This is a genomic window from Acinetobacter sp. ANC 4216, assembly GCF_004331195.1.
Lineage (GTDB): Bacteria > Pseudomonadota > Gammaproteobacteria > Pseudomonadales > Moraxellaceae > Acinetobacter > Acinetobacter kookii.
The window spans coordinates 51,370-65,739 of sequence record NZ_SJOC01000009.1; the positions used below are offsets into that span (position 1 = coordinate 51,370).

Here is a 14,370-nt window from a genome sequence, read left to right on the forward strand (position 1 = left end):
TCTGCTATAAGCCTGTGATCTTACGAATGAGGTGATTGACCTCAATATTTTCAAGGCTACCTGAGAACTGATCGGCTCCCTGACCAATCGCACCTAAAAACACATCTGCACCGCCATGCGTTTCTTTATCTTTATAGCCCGTTTGAATCACAGCTTCTTGTTGGAAATCATCCGCAGCAGTGCCCGTACACCAACCCGTTTCAGCCAAAGGATAGGTGAAACTATATTTTTCACCTTGTGGTGCCTTTGGCCCTTGTACAGGATGACAGACATCAGTGTCTTTTAAGTTCAGTACCAAGTCATCCATACGGTTTTGAGTGGGGCGTTTTTTGCCCGTACCAAAACCGATAATCGGATAAGGTTGACCATGAATATCTTGAGCAAAGCCCGCTTGATCATAGTTTTTTACCAATCCAAGCACACTGGTTTCCTTACCTTCGACGTATTTTCCTGTACGCTTGGCATAACCATTTAAAACCAAGGTGTGATCATGGTCGGCTGTGATTACAATCAGTGTATTTTTAAGTTCAGGATCACTTTGTTTAAGCTTTTGAATGGTTGCTTCTAAAGCATCATTTAAGGCAATCGTGTCTTGTAAAGCACGTTTGGCATTGGTGTCATGCAGCGCATGATCTATACGCCCGCCCTCCACCATCAGGAAAAAACCTTTTTTATTTTGCGTCAGGATGTCTAAAGCAGACAGCGTCATTTGCTTGAGACTCGGCTCTGCCAAGTTTTTCTTGGTGCGATCCAAGTCGTAATTTAAATGGCTGTGATTAAATAAACCCAATAATTTTTCATTTTTCGCCAGTTGCACTTGGGACAGTTGGTTTTCATCAAAAACCACGCGGTAGCCTGCCTTTTGCATCTCGGTAATTAGATTGCGCCCATCAGTACGTTCTCCACCTGCATCTTTAGGCAAAAATTGACGCTTACCTCCACCTAAAACCACATCGACTCCATCTTTGAGTTTGAGGTTATAGCGTTGATAATCATCGCCTTTTGAGCTCGGGACCAACTGTGATGCAATGTCATTTTCAGCATCACGGTGGCATATATGCGCATAAGTCGATGCTGGTGTGGCATGCGTGATCCGCGTTGTGGTCACAACCCCTGTCCCCCAGCCCTTTGCTTTGGCTAATTCAAGTAAAGTCTGTGTGTTTTGCTTATTTTTGTTTTGTGGGTTACTAACGCACTGGTTATTCCCTACTGAGTCAGGTTCAACCGCAATCGTCCCTGTCTGCATCGAGATCACCTCGTTTTTCATCTTCACACCGGTCATGTACGCGCCCATCGAAGGTGCGCTGTCCGTGACTTGCGCATCTTCAGAAAAGGTACGAACAAAAGCAGACTCAGGCAGCCGATCAATCGCCAACTGACCATCTTCACCAACAGCATAAATACGTGAAGCGGTAAGCGTGGTGATGCCCATACCATCACCCAAAAAAAAGACCACACGTTTCGGTTGTTGGACTTTTTCTTGTTGGAGCTGTTGCTCTGTATTGGCTTGTTGATTTCGCGTTATCGTAGTAGTTTGACAAGCGGTAAGCAATAAAGCGCTGAAACTTATACATACCACGCTGATTGTTTTTAATTGGAATTTTTCAAGAGAACCGAGCATGGCATCAACCCATCTAAAGATGGCTGAACCATACGCCGCAGATATTTAAATAAGATGACATTTAACTACTTTTTCATTTACTTGCTAAAAATAACCCGAAACCTATTTAAGCCAAGGATTCCATTACTCGAATGTTTAGCTTATTTTGATAACATCATTAGTAAGCATATAAAGATACATAAATTCCAGCTAAGTACACTTCAATGCTTCTCGCTTTACTGAGGACTAAATTATATTACCCTTTTAATGAGCTGAATAAAGTCTCTATTTTATTACGATGCTTTAAATGATATTCATCATATATGGAGATTAAAACAGACTTCATATTCTTTCTGTTATATGCAATTAAATCAGTGCTTTATAATTTTATCTGCTTGGATGATAATCCTCCCATAAATAACTCAGCGGACGCTTACGATCCAGCGTACTGCGACGATAACCATAGATGCCATAACTGGCCTCATAAGAAGAATGGATGAGCTGTAATAACCGCTTATCTTCAATCGTCCTGCCTGATTCGGGTTCATGCAACCAGGCATAGTAACCAGCACGAGCGATCTTAAGGACCCGACACATCGTTTTAATCTTAAATTGATGGCTGTATTCCAGGATAAACTGATACTTCACTCGGGCAGGCTTGCAAAGCGGCGTGAAAGCAGTGCTTTCACTTTAAGATATCCCGTTCCTCTTCAGTCTGTTTAAGCTGACTTTTAAGACGTAGGATTTCTTTCTTTGCTTCGCGTAGTTCATGTTCATCAGAGTTGTTACGTAAAGGCTGTACCGCCTTTAGCCATTTATAAATGCTGTGCTGTGATACACCTAAACGCTATGCTACATCAGTGACAGAATATCCACGTTCATTAATCAATTTAACAACTTCATCTTTAAATTCTGGAGTATATCGTTGCCCACTCACAATATTCTCTCCTATGCAAAAAGAATAGACTAAATTTGTCTAGGAGAGTAGTGACAGTCCATATCTAACTAAAAGGTATCTATAAAATCGGTGGCTATTTACCTGCTGTATCTGAGATTATTTTCATTTAGCGTCTATCATACTGCGCTCTTAACTGACCTTTACCAAATACTCTTCGTCCTTTTGGCTTTACACGTAAGTAGTGAAGAGTACGTTTGTGATGATCAGTAAGGTATTCCATTGCCTCAATGAAATTTGTCACTTGGGTTGAATCACGACGATAGATTACACCAATCCCCAGCTTATTCTCTCTTCGAAGTTTCGCTACACGTTCCCGGTTCCAGCAATTATAGCCTTGACCATAACCTCTAGTAATATCCTTCCATAACTCAATAATTTCATCCCCCCAATATGCTGCGCTTCCAGCACGGTAGGCATTATCATAGATGATTGCTAAGTGGCAGTGGAAACCTTTACTTTTACCACCTTGTTCTATTCCCCATGTAAATCCAATCACATGTTTAAATATGCCATCTTTATTTTGGATACGATTAAGCAGTATATCTAAGTCCTTATAAATATCTTCAACTCTAATTCGACTAGAATATTCTTGCAAATAACCCAAATCCACACGAACAACTAATATCCGACTACATTTGTTAAGTATTGACCTGCAATATTTCTGCAATTCAATTTTATTTTCATCTTTCTGTTTTTCAATAGTTTCATAATCTTTCTTGAAAAGCTCATATAAATCTAAAAACCATTTTCTCATCTCTCTATATCCAATCATCTTTAGCTCATCCATAAGAGCAAAATAATCAGAGTCTATTCTCTGTAAGTCATATCTCAGAATTACAAAGAACTGAAGAAAACCTGTGTATTCATCATCAGGATCGTATATATCCTCAAAGTCTAATAAAAGATTAGCGAACCTTGAATAATATCCCTCCCATTCTGTACTTCTTATTTTTAGACATTTTAAGAAGTTCTCGATCTCAAGTGTAAGTTGTGCCTGGTTAATTGAATCTCTCATGTTTAAACCTATGTGTGTGATAGTTACATAAGAGATAGGTAATTCAGTATATGTATACGTTTACTTCTCAATCAGGTGTTAGCTAATAAACGATTAGATTAATAACCAAAGCTCTAGGGAGTCCATATTCCTCCTGTAGTGCAGTACCTATCTCCACATGAAAAACATTTCCTCCCTGCTCTACGGTTAAATTCATGCAGGCTCTATCCTCAAAAAAGCTAGAATTAAGGTAATTAATAAAAATCAATTTCAAAACATGTATAGGGATAAAACTTCAAAGTTTTAAATTTATTTAGCTATCAAAATCATTTAAAAGTTATGCGATATTTTCTGCTTAAACACTCCCTAATTATTCACTTAATTAAATTCATAATTTTTTAAAATCATGGATCATAAATTCAAACCAAAACCTCACTACCTCCATATTTTAAATTCTAAATATCCTACATCCAAAACTAAGATAACCATTCCATCAAAGTTAAGTTCAAAGTCAAATAGGCCTTGTATTTAAGATGATGCTATAGATATCACGCTAATTTCTTCACGCCAAGCATTTAAAAAAACTATGGCAAATCAACCGAAATCACCCTGAAAGACATGGAAAAGCAAGCACTAAATTACCGTAAAGTATGACCTAAGCTTTTACTAAGATAGATTTAAAAATGCGCAGAACTTCAGCTTTAGATGACATTAAATCGTTTTTATCACGTTGTAGAGACATTGATACATTATGGATACTCAACATCATTAATGAAGAGATTAAACAACCCGAAGATGTTCGGCAGACTGATATTAATATGCTAAATAGACTCAATAAATTTTCTGATATCAGAAAGGAAATAATAGCCGAACTCCAACATGTACGTGAGAACGATATATATCACTTGCTTTGTCAACTAGAAGAATACCAAGCTCATATTTCTATGCCTAAAGTTGACCTAAATAGCATCGAAAACAATAAGCGTTTTATAATATTTGCTAATGCTATTATGCAAAAAGAATTAAAAGATAGATCACTAGATAATATAAATAATCCCATTTATAAAATATTTTATATGCTTTTAACATACGAAGAATATATTAATAGTCCACGATCATTTGAGCGAATATATAACCGTTTTTTAAAATTAGAATTAAAAGTTAACAATCATTTTAAATTTGCTAATAATGATTTTTACACATGGGCTAACAGCTATATTCATGAGAGTGAAGAATATAGAAGACTCAGAATTAATTTATTAAACTCTAATAATATTGAAATGAACATTAACTCTATTTTTGATCAAATTTATGACCTAGATAGTAATATCCATTATGCTCTTAAGAAAAAATTATCTAACGCATGGTATCAAAAAAAACATAGAGATGATAAAAAAGTTAAAAAGCCTGGATTCTATGCTCTTACAATTAAAGCAAAAGAAGCTCTAACCTCACTTTCCCGTAAAAATAATCTTTCAGAGGAGAAAATCTTGGAACAACTAATAAATAAAGCCTATATAGAAGAATGTAAATCACAAAGTGGTGAATCTCTTTATTAAATCCAATTCATCATAAATAAATTCGGGATCTACCCAGATTAGGAAGATCCCAAATTTCTTATAAACATAAATATAAGATATTTAAATTGCATCTTTTACGAGGATTAATTCAAGTAAAGATTTATCTCTACGAAGAGTATTCGAAATACTTTTTTCAACATATTCAGTCCCATATGATAGAAAATCATTATATTCCTCATATGGGTATCCTCGCTTTAATGCATTTTTAATATTCAAAATTTCTTCGCTCATTATTGTCATTAGCTGTTCACTATTTTTATACTTCGGATCATTTTTATCAGCCTCCTTTAGTCTGCTTTCTTGAAATGATCTATTTACCTCAATTTCAGTTAATTTATCATTAAGCCACTTGGTATCAAATTTCTCAAACTCTTCTTCAATAACCTCAATACAATCTTTTACAACTTGATCGGTAGATTTCCAATGCTTACCTTGTTGGTGCTGTAGTAAAATAACCTGCTTAAGTATTTTATTTTTTTGAGCTCTTATTTTAATCCTTTGTCCTAGTATGACTCTTGTCTTATCAATTCTTTTTTTTAAAACTTCACTGGTTAGACCATAATTAACTGTATCTAAAGAAACATATTTATAAAAAATTTTTTCAAACTCTTTTTCAGCTTCTTTTTCAGTTAAGCTAGACAGTCTATTAGACAGCGACTCTAGCTGATTAAACAATTCAATTAAATCCCCAATACTATATTTATAATCTTTTTGGAAGTGTTCATAACGGGGATTATGCTGATCCTGAAGCATAGCTTTATAAATTTCTTGAGATTCGCTTTCTTCAAAATCATCCTTTATTTTGTGAAAATTTATTCTTTCAACAGACTCTAAATTAGAAAATTTTATAGATTGGATGCTCTTGATCTTCTCTTTCACTGTTTTGATAGGCATAGATTTATTTCTTACAACTACTACTTTTAGTTGTTGCACATAAGCATCCCAATCAGCAAGAAATACAATGACTGCACCATACTGATTTAACAACTCTGCTTTTAACTCGTTAATATTTTGTCTAGTTTCCACATGAAACATCAGCTCGACCTTTTTAAATTCAAATTACATAACTAATTTACATGAAAAAATAAACCTCACAATTCAATTAATTTGCGTTCATTTATTTTTTACAGCTGTAACATTCCTCATTTTTTATTTATCAATTGCACAATGCACTTATCGACAATACATGAGTGTTTAAAAGTGAAAACAACTATTTCTACTTACGACTATCTTTTTCTAAAATTTGGCAACCCAATGCCAATGTTGGATGATGTCTGTAAAGCATATTACCCACATCTAAGCAAAGAAAATATTTTAGAGAAAGCAAGAAAAATGGATTTTCCTTTCAAATGTGCACGTCTAGATCGAAGTCAAAAGTCTCCATATTTTGTGGACTTAAGAGATCTTTCTAATGTTCTAGACGGTTTGTTCCAAAAGGACTCACCATATTTTGATACTAATATTATTCATACTCTAAAAAGCCCAAAGGAGTAAATTTGCAATGGCTTATCTTACTTCTCAAGAACTACTGAATAGATTCAAAATCAAATCTCAAACAACGCTATGGAGATGGCAGAAACCTACTCAGAAAGTTTTTAAAGCACCCTTTCCACCACCTATCAAGGTATCAGTGGGTTCTAAAAGCCTTTGGGATGAAGAGCAAGTCATCACTTGGGAAAACCAGCACTTCAGAAATAATAAAAGCCTAACTACTTAGTTAGGCTTTCCAACTTATCCCACCATTGCTTGTAAGCGACTCCCATCTCGTTCTGATAATCATGATAGTCATAAGTCCCCTGCTCTCCTGGCATGGTATGACCAATCATTAACTCTGCTATATCACGCGATGTAAAACGACTAAAATGAGTACGAGCGGTACGTCTTAAATCATGCATAGACCAATGTTTCATCTCAACACCATAATGTCTTCTTGCATATTGCATGACATTATACGGAAGCTTACCTGGACCATTTTGCCCATACATCTCGTTAGTCCCATTATTCACAAACATATAGATGGAATTATTCAGCTCCATAGCCTGCTGAATAAAAGGTTCAATTTCAGGCAAAATCGGTCTAACAAGAGGTCGCTTCGTGTACTTACCCATCTTATGATTTTCAGGTGGCACCGTCCAAACCTTACGTTTAAAATCGAAATCTGATTTTTTTGCCATCCTCAACTCACTATACCTATTCGCATAGAAAAGACAAATTTTAATAAACAGCGCATTCTTCAATGCCATTCTAGATTCATCACAAATTTTCCAAATTAGTACCACCTCATCATCTTCAAGAATTCGATCCACTTTATTCTTTTTAATATTAAGATCACGTTTTCCCGTTATATGACGTATCGGGTTATTCTCAATCAGCTTACGATTTACACCCCAATCTAAGCATTGTTTCGTATTTGTTAGCAGGCGATCAGTAATGGATGCAGACTTTCCAAAATGATCTTCTAGTAACTCTAACCACATATGTAGTGTGATTTGGTCTGCTGGCAGAGATCCATATCTAGGAAACACATACAACTGAAAAGACCGCAATTGTTGTTGTGCATTTTTCTTATTTGCCATGCAGTATTTTTCATGCCATTCTAAATAAAGTTCCTCGAAAGTTAGTGCATTTATCACCTTATGAACTTCTAATTTTTTATACACTCTTGGATCATGGCCAGCCTCCAGAACCCCTTTCATTTTTTGTAATTCTAGCCTAGCTTGCTGTAAAGTCAGATTTGGATAAGAACCTAGGTCAAGCCGTGCTTGCTTTCCTTGATATCTAAAGCGCATTTGAAAAATGATTTTACCTTTAGGCGAGACACGTGCACTCAATCCATCTCTATCAGCTTCAACATGTTGTTCAGCTCTAGCCTTACCTAAATTCTTTTTTAGCCATGTATCTGTGAGTGGCATTCCACACCTGTGTACAAAATTTTAAATTAGAAAAACAACATCATATATGTACACACTTATGTACACAAAATTTATAAATAAACTTAAAGCAACTTGAAGTCACATGCAATGGGTATAAAATATAAAATTAATTAAAATACTGTAAATTATAGAAATATTAGATTATTTTTCGAGGCTTTTGAAATGGGTTGAAATAAGATGAGTTATAGTGTGGTATTTGGGTGGGAAATAATGGCGAATGTACGTCGCTGAGCGACCTGCGCCGCTAACTCATCTTTAAAACTCATGGAAAATGCCTACTGCAGAACCGCAGTGCTCAAGATCAAATACGATCAATATGAAAAATTGGCCATATTGTAGCAGATCATAAAACTTTTGAAATGAACTAAACCTGTTCAACCCGCATCAAGCTTAAGTAAATAATGCCTTGTCCATGGTTTCCAGACGGTTCACATCCATCGGTATGCCCAACAAAAAGCCCTGCAATTGCTGACAGCCCAAGCGAGTCAGAATGTCTGCCTGCAAAGGTGTTTCGACCCCTTCTGCCGTGACCACCAGACCCAGTTTTATGGCCAGCTGGATAATACTGGCCAGAATGATTTCATCTTTTGAACCAACAGCCAGATCCCGGATAAATTCACGGTCTATTTTCAACTCATCCACCGGCAGGTTCTTCAAATATAAAAAGCTGGAATGCCCGGTTCCAAAATCATCAATGGCCAGTTTAATTCCCATCTGACGTAATCGCTCAAAACTCCGAATGGTAGAGTCAACATGATGCATGGCTGTCGATTCCGTAATTTCGATGGCTAAATGATTGGGATTAATCTGATATTGAGCAAATAATTTTTCCAGCGTTGAAAACAGGTGCTTATGTTCAAATTGCACAGCGGATAAATTCACCGCGACAGGGAAATAATTAGCACCTTTTTGCTCCCAGATTTGAATCTGTTTACAGGCCTGTTCAAGCGCCCAATAGCCCATCTGGATAATCAGCCCGGTTTTTTCAGCTCCCCCGATAAACATGTTTGGCGTCAACATTCCCAGACTTGGATGATTCCAGCGGATCAGGGCTTCTACACCGCAAATAGCATAATCCCGGGTGGTAAATTTAGGCTGATAAAACAGAACAAATTGTTGTTCTTCCACCGCTTTATATAAATCATTAATCAGCTTGGTCTGACTTTTGGTTTCCTGCTGGTCCACGCTGTAACTAAATACGGAATAGGTGTTTCTGCCTTGATACTTCGACATCAGCATGGCTGCATCGGCATTAATCAGCAGATCCTGCAAATTATTGCCATGATCGGGGTACAGGGCGATGCCAATGCTGCTGGAAATATTAATTTCTTTACCGGCAATCAAAAAACTGTCCTGGATTTGCTCCAATAACTGCTCGGCCTTTTCAACTGCATGTTCAAGGGTGGCCTGTTCCAGCACCATCAAAAACTCGTCTCCGCCTAGACGGAGCAGTTTTTCATTTGGTTTCAGCTTGTGCTGAATGCGGCTGGCCAGTTGCACCAGCAACTGATCCCCCACATGATGTCCAAACACATCATTCACCGCTTTAAAGCGGTCTAAATCAATATAAATAAAAGCAATTTTATCATCGCTATAACGATGGTCCGTAAACAAAAAGTGTGAGTATTCAGCCAGGAATAAACGGTTGGGTAATTTGGTTAAATTGTCCTGCACAGCCTGATTGGCCAATTCACGATTGGCTTTAGAAAGCTGTATATTCCGGACTTCGAGTTTTTGTTCCAGTATGGCGACACAAAATGCTGCAAGAAAAATTAAACCGGTGACTAAAATCACACTCAATAAAATTAATCCTTGCTCGGTTTGATAATGTGTAACCATCTGATCTGCAGCAATGGCATGAAAAAAAATTGCCCCCATACCCATATAGTGCATTGCAACTATGGTCAGCGCCATCATGCATACCAGGGAAATCTTGATCAGCAGTTTTTGCTGTACTGCATTTTTATATTTAAAGATGAGCCAGAATGTTAAACCTGAACCCGCTATTGCCATTAAAACGGAAAAAATCGTCAGCAAAGGATCATAATAAATTTGGTGCTGATCGAAAACCAGTGCCATCAGGCCGGTATAGTGCATCCCGGCAATACCCATTCCCATCAGTACCGCACCTAACACAAGCCGGCCAAAGGGTAAGGTTTCCCGCGTGGTCAACCAAATGGCAAAGGTCGATGCGATAAATACAATAAGATAGGAAACAAAAGTAAGGCCATAATCAAAAGAGTAATCTGCCGGGAAATGACAAGCGAGCATGCCGGCAAAGTGCATACCCCAAATTGCAGCCCCGAGCGTGAGACCACTAATAATGAGAAGCATTTTTTCATATTTCTGACTCAAGCCACGGAATAATAATTGTTCGAGTGAGACTGTAAAATAGCAGGCTAAAATAGCAATAATTATTGAAACAATTACCAGGCTAAAATCATAATGTATATGAACCATATTCAGTTCCGTAAAGGTTATCTTTCTTGTTTTAATCCACGTGATTCATACTCTTTATACAATCAAAAAAATTTCTATCTTTAAAGAGTAATTATAAAAACAATCAATTAAAACAAGAATCTAATACTATTCTATTTTGGTCAAGTGATAATTACTCTATTCTTTTTTATTTCTAATTTATTCATTTTACAAAAGAAACATAGTTCAACTTTTTTACCGTTATCCGTACACCGTTCATATTTTTAGAGCAGTTTAAAAATCATTTCGCTATTTGCTCACATCCCCATAAAAAAACCAGTCAGACTAACTAACTGGCTTTTTTTGAATATTTAAATGAAAAATACCAAATTACACACCCTACTGGCGAGCAGCCTGAGTGGATTGTAATTTTGCATAATCCAATAAAATATTGGCAGATTCTTTAACAAAAGTTTCTTCTTCAGGCAAGGCAGGTCGTTGTGTAGCTTTCATTTTCGCACGCGACTCGATTAAAGCATCCATTGAGGCTTGATAACTTTCCCAGTTGGCATAAGGCTTTTGCCCCGTCAAGCTACGGCGCTGATTTTCCGCCTCTAAAGTTTTCTGCTCAAGTGCATTCAACTCGGCTTTGCGCAGGTCAATATCCAGCACTACACGCTTTTGCTCATCGGTTTTTTTCGCAATCGCTTTACGTTGCTCCAGATATTTAAATTGTGGATCAACATTGACACGCTGTTGGGACATTTGCGCCAAAGTTTGCACATAAGGCTGTACCGAACCTTCACGCTTAAATGGGGCAGTTGGAATAGTATCCCATTTCAAGGCATTCTTCGCCTTACGCTCACCAAATTCTTCATTGTAGATATCGACCAGCTTGATGTCAGGTACGACCCCTTTATTTTGGGTACTTCCCCCGGTCACCCGGTAGAACTTACGCTGGGTCAAGGTTGCCTGACCATAGGCCAAGGTATCCAGTTGAACCTGAGCCGTGCCTTTACCTGTGGTGGTACTGCCAATTACGATACCGCGCTCATAGTCCTGAATAGCGGCAGAATAAATTTCACTGGCCGAGGCTGAGGCCAGATTGATCATGACTGCCAGTGGACCGGCATAGGTTTGCGCACCACCGTCGTTGTCTTCAAATACGCTGACATTGCCATTACCGTCGCGAATTTGCACCACTGGGCCTGACTTGATGACTTGCCCCAGCATACGTGCAACCTCTTCAAGCGAGCCGCCCGGGTTATTACGCAAATCGATAATAATCCCTTCTACATTCTTGGCTGCCAGACTCTTTAAAGCATTGTTGGTATCTTCAGAAACAGAACGATACTCCGTACCTGCACGACGCGCTCGATAATTCAAATAAAACGACGGAATTTCAATCACACCAAAGGTATGATTTTTACCATCACGTTTGATCTCTACCGTACGTGAACGGACCCCTGCATCTTCTTCCTGAATCACATCACGCACCAGGCTGACTGTACGTGCCTGACCCATGGACGCACCCGCACCCAATAAACGCAGGCTGACCTTGGTTCCGCGCTTGCCACGAATCAGGCCGACCACTTCATTACTGGCCCAACCGATCACATCCACCATTTTATCGCCGTCTTGCGCCACACCAATAATGCGGTCTCCGGGTTTAATTTGACCTGATTTACTGGCCGGCCCACCTTCAACAATGCTTTCAATCTTGGTGTAATCTTCATTGCCGCGTTCAGGACGAATCGAAACCCCAATCCCTTCTAGCTGCAAGGTCGTCTGACGGTTCAATTCCATCGCATCCACTGGCGGGAAATAGTTACTATGCGGATCATAGGTCAGCATCATCGCATTCAAGGTCTTGTCGAGGACATCATCACTTTTTACACGGCTGGCACGTTCAAGCTGGCGAGTATAACGCTTAGTCAGGGTTTGAACCGGCGTTAGGTCCTCAGGGCTTGCCAGATCCTGGCCATTAGCCAGCGTCGGATCTTCTTTTAAGGCTTTTTGCTTCGCAGCCTCTTCTTCCTTGCTGATGGTCAGGTTAATCAGCTGCGACACCAGCATTTTTTGCCAATGCTTACGCTGCTCTTCGGCAGTGGCAAAATAAGGTGCTTTTTCCCGGTCAGTTTCAATATAAACATTTTTCTGTTTCAGATTTTGCGGCTTTTTCAACTCTGCCAACATAAACTCATAAAACTGTTTTAAACGGTCACGATATTGGGCATGAATTAAATAAGGTCCAGATAAATCCCCTGCTTTTAATGCAGCACCAAAATTTGCACCATAATTTTTCTTATATTGTTCAACTTCAGGGGCTAAAAACAATGAATGGTCTGCATCCAGACTATCTAGATAAAAATCAAGAATACGATTGGACGTTGCCGCATCTAAACGCTGATTTAAATAATGTTGACGGTCAACCAAAGTCGCCAATTGACGAGAAACCAACGCTTGTTCCTGCGTGGGTTGAATGGTTTGAGAAACTGCCTCTGTATTATTAGCTGCAATTGCCTCGTTCATTACATGAGAAAAGAAAAATCCTCCAGTCGCAATTGCAACTGCACAAGCTAATGTCTGAAGTTTCATAAATAATTCGTACTTCCTTGGTCTTGGACCAATATTGCAACGTCGTTTTTCAACATGAATCGAGTATATTCAAAATCTTAAACAACTTAATATGTATGTCGTGTAGTTTTATCATATTCTGTACTGTCAAAATGTAGCAAATCATTGCAGAATTCGGGTATTGTTTTTTCTTTATAAAATTCCAACACGGACACCGATATGATTGGCGCATTGATGCTAGACATCGCTGGCACAGAACTTACTCAAGAAGATATTGAACTATTACATGCACCGCAAGTAGGCGGCATGATTTTATTTTCACGAAATATAGAATCACCACAACAAGTTCGCGCCTTAACCGATCATATGCGTCGCATCAGACCCGACATTTTAATTGCCGTTGATCAGGAAGGTGGCCGGGTACAGCGCTTGAAACAGGGCTTTAGCCTGCTTCCAGCGATGGGCCGGTTGGGTGAACTTTATCTCACGGAACCTGAAAAAGCTGTTGATTTAGCCGAACAGTGCGGCTGGCTGATGGCCACCGAAGTGCTTGCCGTAGGGATTGATTTCAGTTTTGCACCGGTACTGGACTTGAATGATGTCAGTGATGTGATTGGCGATCGGGGATTTGCCAAAAATATTGATGATATTGTCCCGCTTGCCAGCGCTTTCATCAAAGGGATGAAACGTGCGGGCATGGCCAATACCGGTAAACATTTTCCAGGTCATGGTTCAGTGAAAGCCGATTCTCATATCGCCGCACCGGTAGATTCACGTTCTTATGAGGAAATCTATCACAAGGACATGCAAACCTTTATCCAGCTCATGCCGCAACTAGATGCCTTAATGCCTGCGCATGTGATTTATGACCAGGTCGACCCAAACCCTGCCGGTTTCTCGCCCTACTGGATTCAAAATATTTTGCGTCAGCAACTCAACTTTGATGGCGTGCTGTTCTCCGACGATTTAACCATGCAGGCAGCATGTGTTGCTGGGGGTGCCGATGCCCGCATACAGGCTGCACTCAAAGCCGGATGTGATATGGGTCTGGTCTGTAATGACCGCTTAGCAGCATGTACAGCACTAGAAGGAATTCGTGATTTACCTTTACCGGACCAAGCACGTCTGGAGCGTATGCGAGGAAAAATCCCAGAGATCAGGGTTGGGCAAACTCTGGACTTGGGAGCAGAATGGCAAAAAGTTCGTGACACCATCGAAAACTTTAAAAAATCATTGAATTAATACGACAAAAGGAACACGACAAGGTGTTCCTTTTTCATTATGATAAACAAAAACAAGCCAGGTATGCC

The 14,370-nt window shown here is 38.9% G+C and carries 10 protein-coding genes and 3 pseudogenes; 4 read left to right on the top strand and 9 right to left on the bottom strand.

What is annotated here, in order from left to right; translation table 11 throughout:
• Window positions 1–4 precede the first annotated feature (4 nt).
• From E0H88_RS08730 to E0H88_RS08745, 4 genes and pseudogenes are all read right to left on the bottom strand, one after another.
• Complete coding sequence (locus E0H88_RS08730; protein ID WP_131273880.1) at window positions 5–1,621, bottom strand: alkaline phosphatase; 1,617 nt, start codon at window positions 1,619–1,621, stop codon at window positions 5–7.
• A 106-nt stretch (window positions 1,622–1,727) separates the two neighbouring features.
• Window positions 1,728–1,973 (bottom strand): annotated as a pseudogene (locus E0H88_RS16095) (IS982 family transposase); the annotation flags it as partial.
• 77 nt (window positions 1,974–2,050) lie between these two features.
• Window positions 2,051–2,537, bottom strand: a pseudogene (locus E0H88_RS16100) (transposase); the annotation flags it as partial.
• 127 nt (window positions 2,538–2,664) lie between these two features.
• A complete protein-coding gene (locus E0H88_RS08745; RefSeq protein ID WP_131273882.1) occupies window positions 2,665–3,573 on the bottom strand; it encodes a YagK/YfjJ domain-containing protein in 909 nt (302 codons plus the stop codon).
• 662 nt (window positions 3,574–4,235) lie between these two features.
• On the opposite strand from E0H88_RS08745, the gene E0H88_RS08750 reads away from it, so the two are divergent.
• The gene (locus tag E0H88_RS08750; RefSeq protein ID WP_131273883.1) at window positions 4,236–5,111 is read left to right on the top strand and encodes a hypothetical protein; all 876 of its coding nucleotides are present in this window, start codon (window positions 4,236–4,238) and stop codon (window positions 5,109–5,111) included.
• 81 nt (window positions 5,112–5,192) lie between these two features.
• On the opposite strand, the gene E0H88_RS08755 is transcribed toward E0H88_RS08750, so the two are convergent.
• Window positions 5,193–6,167, bottom strand: a complete 975-nt coding sequence (locus tag E0H88_RS08755; RefSeq protein ID WP_131273884.1) for a hypothetical protein — start codon at window positions 6,165–6,167, stop codon at window positions 5,193–5,195.
• A gap of 165 nt (window positions 6,168–6,332) precedes the next feature.
• Between E0H88_RS08755 and E0H88_RS08760 the strand changes: the two genes are divergently transcribed.
• Window positions 6,333–6,626 (top strand): pyocin activator PrtN family protein, encoded by a 294-nt coding sequence (locus E0H88_RS08760; protein ID WP_286364010.1) that lies wholly within the window; start codon window positions 6,333–6,335, stop codon window positions 6,624–6,626.
• 7 nt (window positions 6,627–6,633) lie between these two features.
• Complete coding sequence (locus tag E0H88_RS08765) at window positions 6,634–6,849, top strand: helix-turn-helix transcriptional regulator (RefSeq protein WP_131273886.1); 216 nt, start codon at window positions 6,634–6,636, stop codon at window positions 6,847–6,849.
• Here the strand turns inward: E0H88_RS08765 and E0H88_RS08770 are convergent.
• The 4 genes and pseudogenes from E0H88_RS08770 to E0H88_RS08780 form a co-directional block, all read right to left on the bottom strand.
• Window positions 6,842–8,044, bottom strand: coding sequence for a tyrosine-type recombinase/integrase (locus tag E0H88_RS08770; protein WP_131273887.1), 1,203 nt, complete (start codon window positions 8,042–8,044; stop codon window positions 6,842–6,844). The two genes, E0H88_RS08765 and E0H88_RS08770, sit on opposite strands and share 8 nt — an antisense overlap.
• Window positions 8,045–8,259: 215 nt before the next feature.
• Window positions 8,260–8,331 (bottom strand): annotated as a pseudogene (locus tag E0H88_RS16325) (hypothetical protein); the annotation flags it as partial.
• 124 nt (window positions 8,332–8,455) lie between these two features.
• Window positions 8,456–10,525: a putative bifunctional diguanylate cyclase/phosphodiesterase gene (locus tag E0H88_RS08775; RefSeq protein ID WP_131273888.1), complete on the bottom strand. Its 2,070-nt coding sequence runs from the start codon at window positions 10,523–10,525 to the stop codon at window positions 8,456–8,458.
• Between the two features lie 357 nt (window positions 10,526–10,882).
• A complete protein-coding gene (locus E0H88_RS08780; RefSeq protein WP_131273889.1) occupies window positions 10,883–13,081 on the bottom strand; it encodes a carboxy terminal-processing peptidase in 2,199 nt (732 codons plus the stop codon).
• A 198-nt stretch (window positions 13,082–13,279) separates the two neighbouring features.
• On the opposite strand from E0H88_RS08780, the gene nagZ reads away from it, so the two are divergent.
• Window positions 13,280–14,302 (top strand): beta-N-acetylhexosaminidase, encoded by a 1,023-nt coding sequence (nagZ, locus tag E0H88_RS08785; RefSeq protein WP_131273890.1) that lies wholly within the window; start codon window positions 13,280–13,282, stop codon window positions 14,300–14,302.
• The last annotated feature ends 68 nt before the right edge of the window (window positions 14,303–14,370 follow it).

Excerpts from the sequence above, each read along its gene's own strand:
- E0H88_RS08730 (WP_131273880.1), bottom strand. The coding sequence starts at position 1,621 with ATGCTCGGTTCTCTTGAAAAATTCCAATTAAAAACAATCAGCGTGGTA.
- E0H88_RS08745 (WP_131273882.1), bottom strand. The coding sequence starts at position 3,573 with ATGAGAGATTCAATTAACCAGGCACAACTTACACTTGAGATCGAGAAC.
- E0H88_RS08750 (WP_131273883.1), top strand. The coding sequence starts at position 4,236 with ATGCGCAGAACTTCAGCTTTAGATGACATTAAATCGTTTTTATCACGT.
- E0H88_RS08755 (WP_131273884.1), bottom strand. The coding sequence starts at position 6,167 with ATGTTTCATGTGGAAACTAGACAAAATATTAACGAGTTAAAAGCAGAG.
- E0H88_RS08765 (WP_131273886.1), top strand. The coding sequence starts at position 6,634 with ATGGCTTATCTTACTTCTCAAGAACTACTGAATAGATTCAAAATCAAA.
- E0H88_RS08770 (WP_131273887.1), bottom strand. The coding sequence starts at position 8,044 with ATGCCACTCACAGATACATGGCTAAAAAAGAATTTAGGTAAGGCTAGA.
- E0H88_RS08775 (WP_131273888.1), bottom strand. The coding sequence starts at position 10,525 with ATGGTTCATATACATTATGATTTTAGCCTGGTAATTGTTTCAATAATT.
- E0H88_RS08780 (WP_131273889.1), bottom strand. The coding sequence starts at position 13,081 with ATGAAACTTCAGACATTAGCTTGTGCAGTTGCAATTGCGACTGGAGGA.
- nagZ (WP_131273890.1), top strand. The coding sequence starts at position 13,280 with ATGATTGGCGCATTGATGCTAGACATCGCTGGCACAGAACTTACTCAA.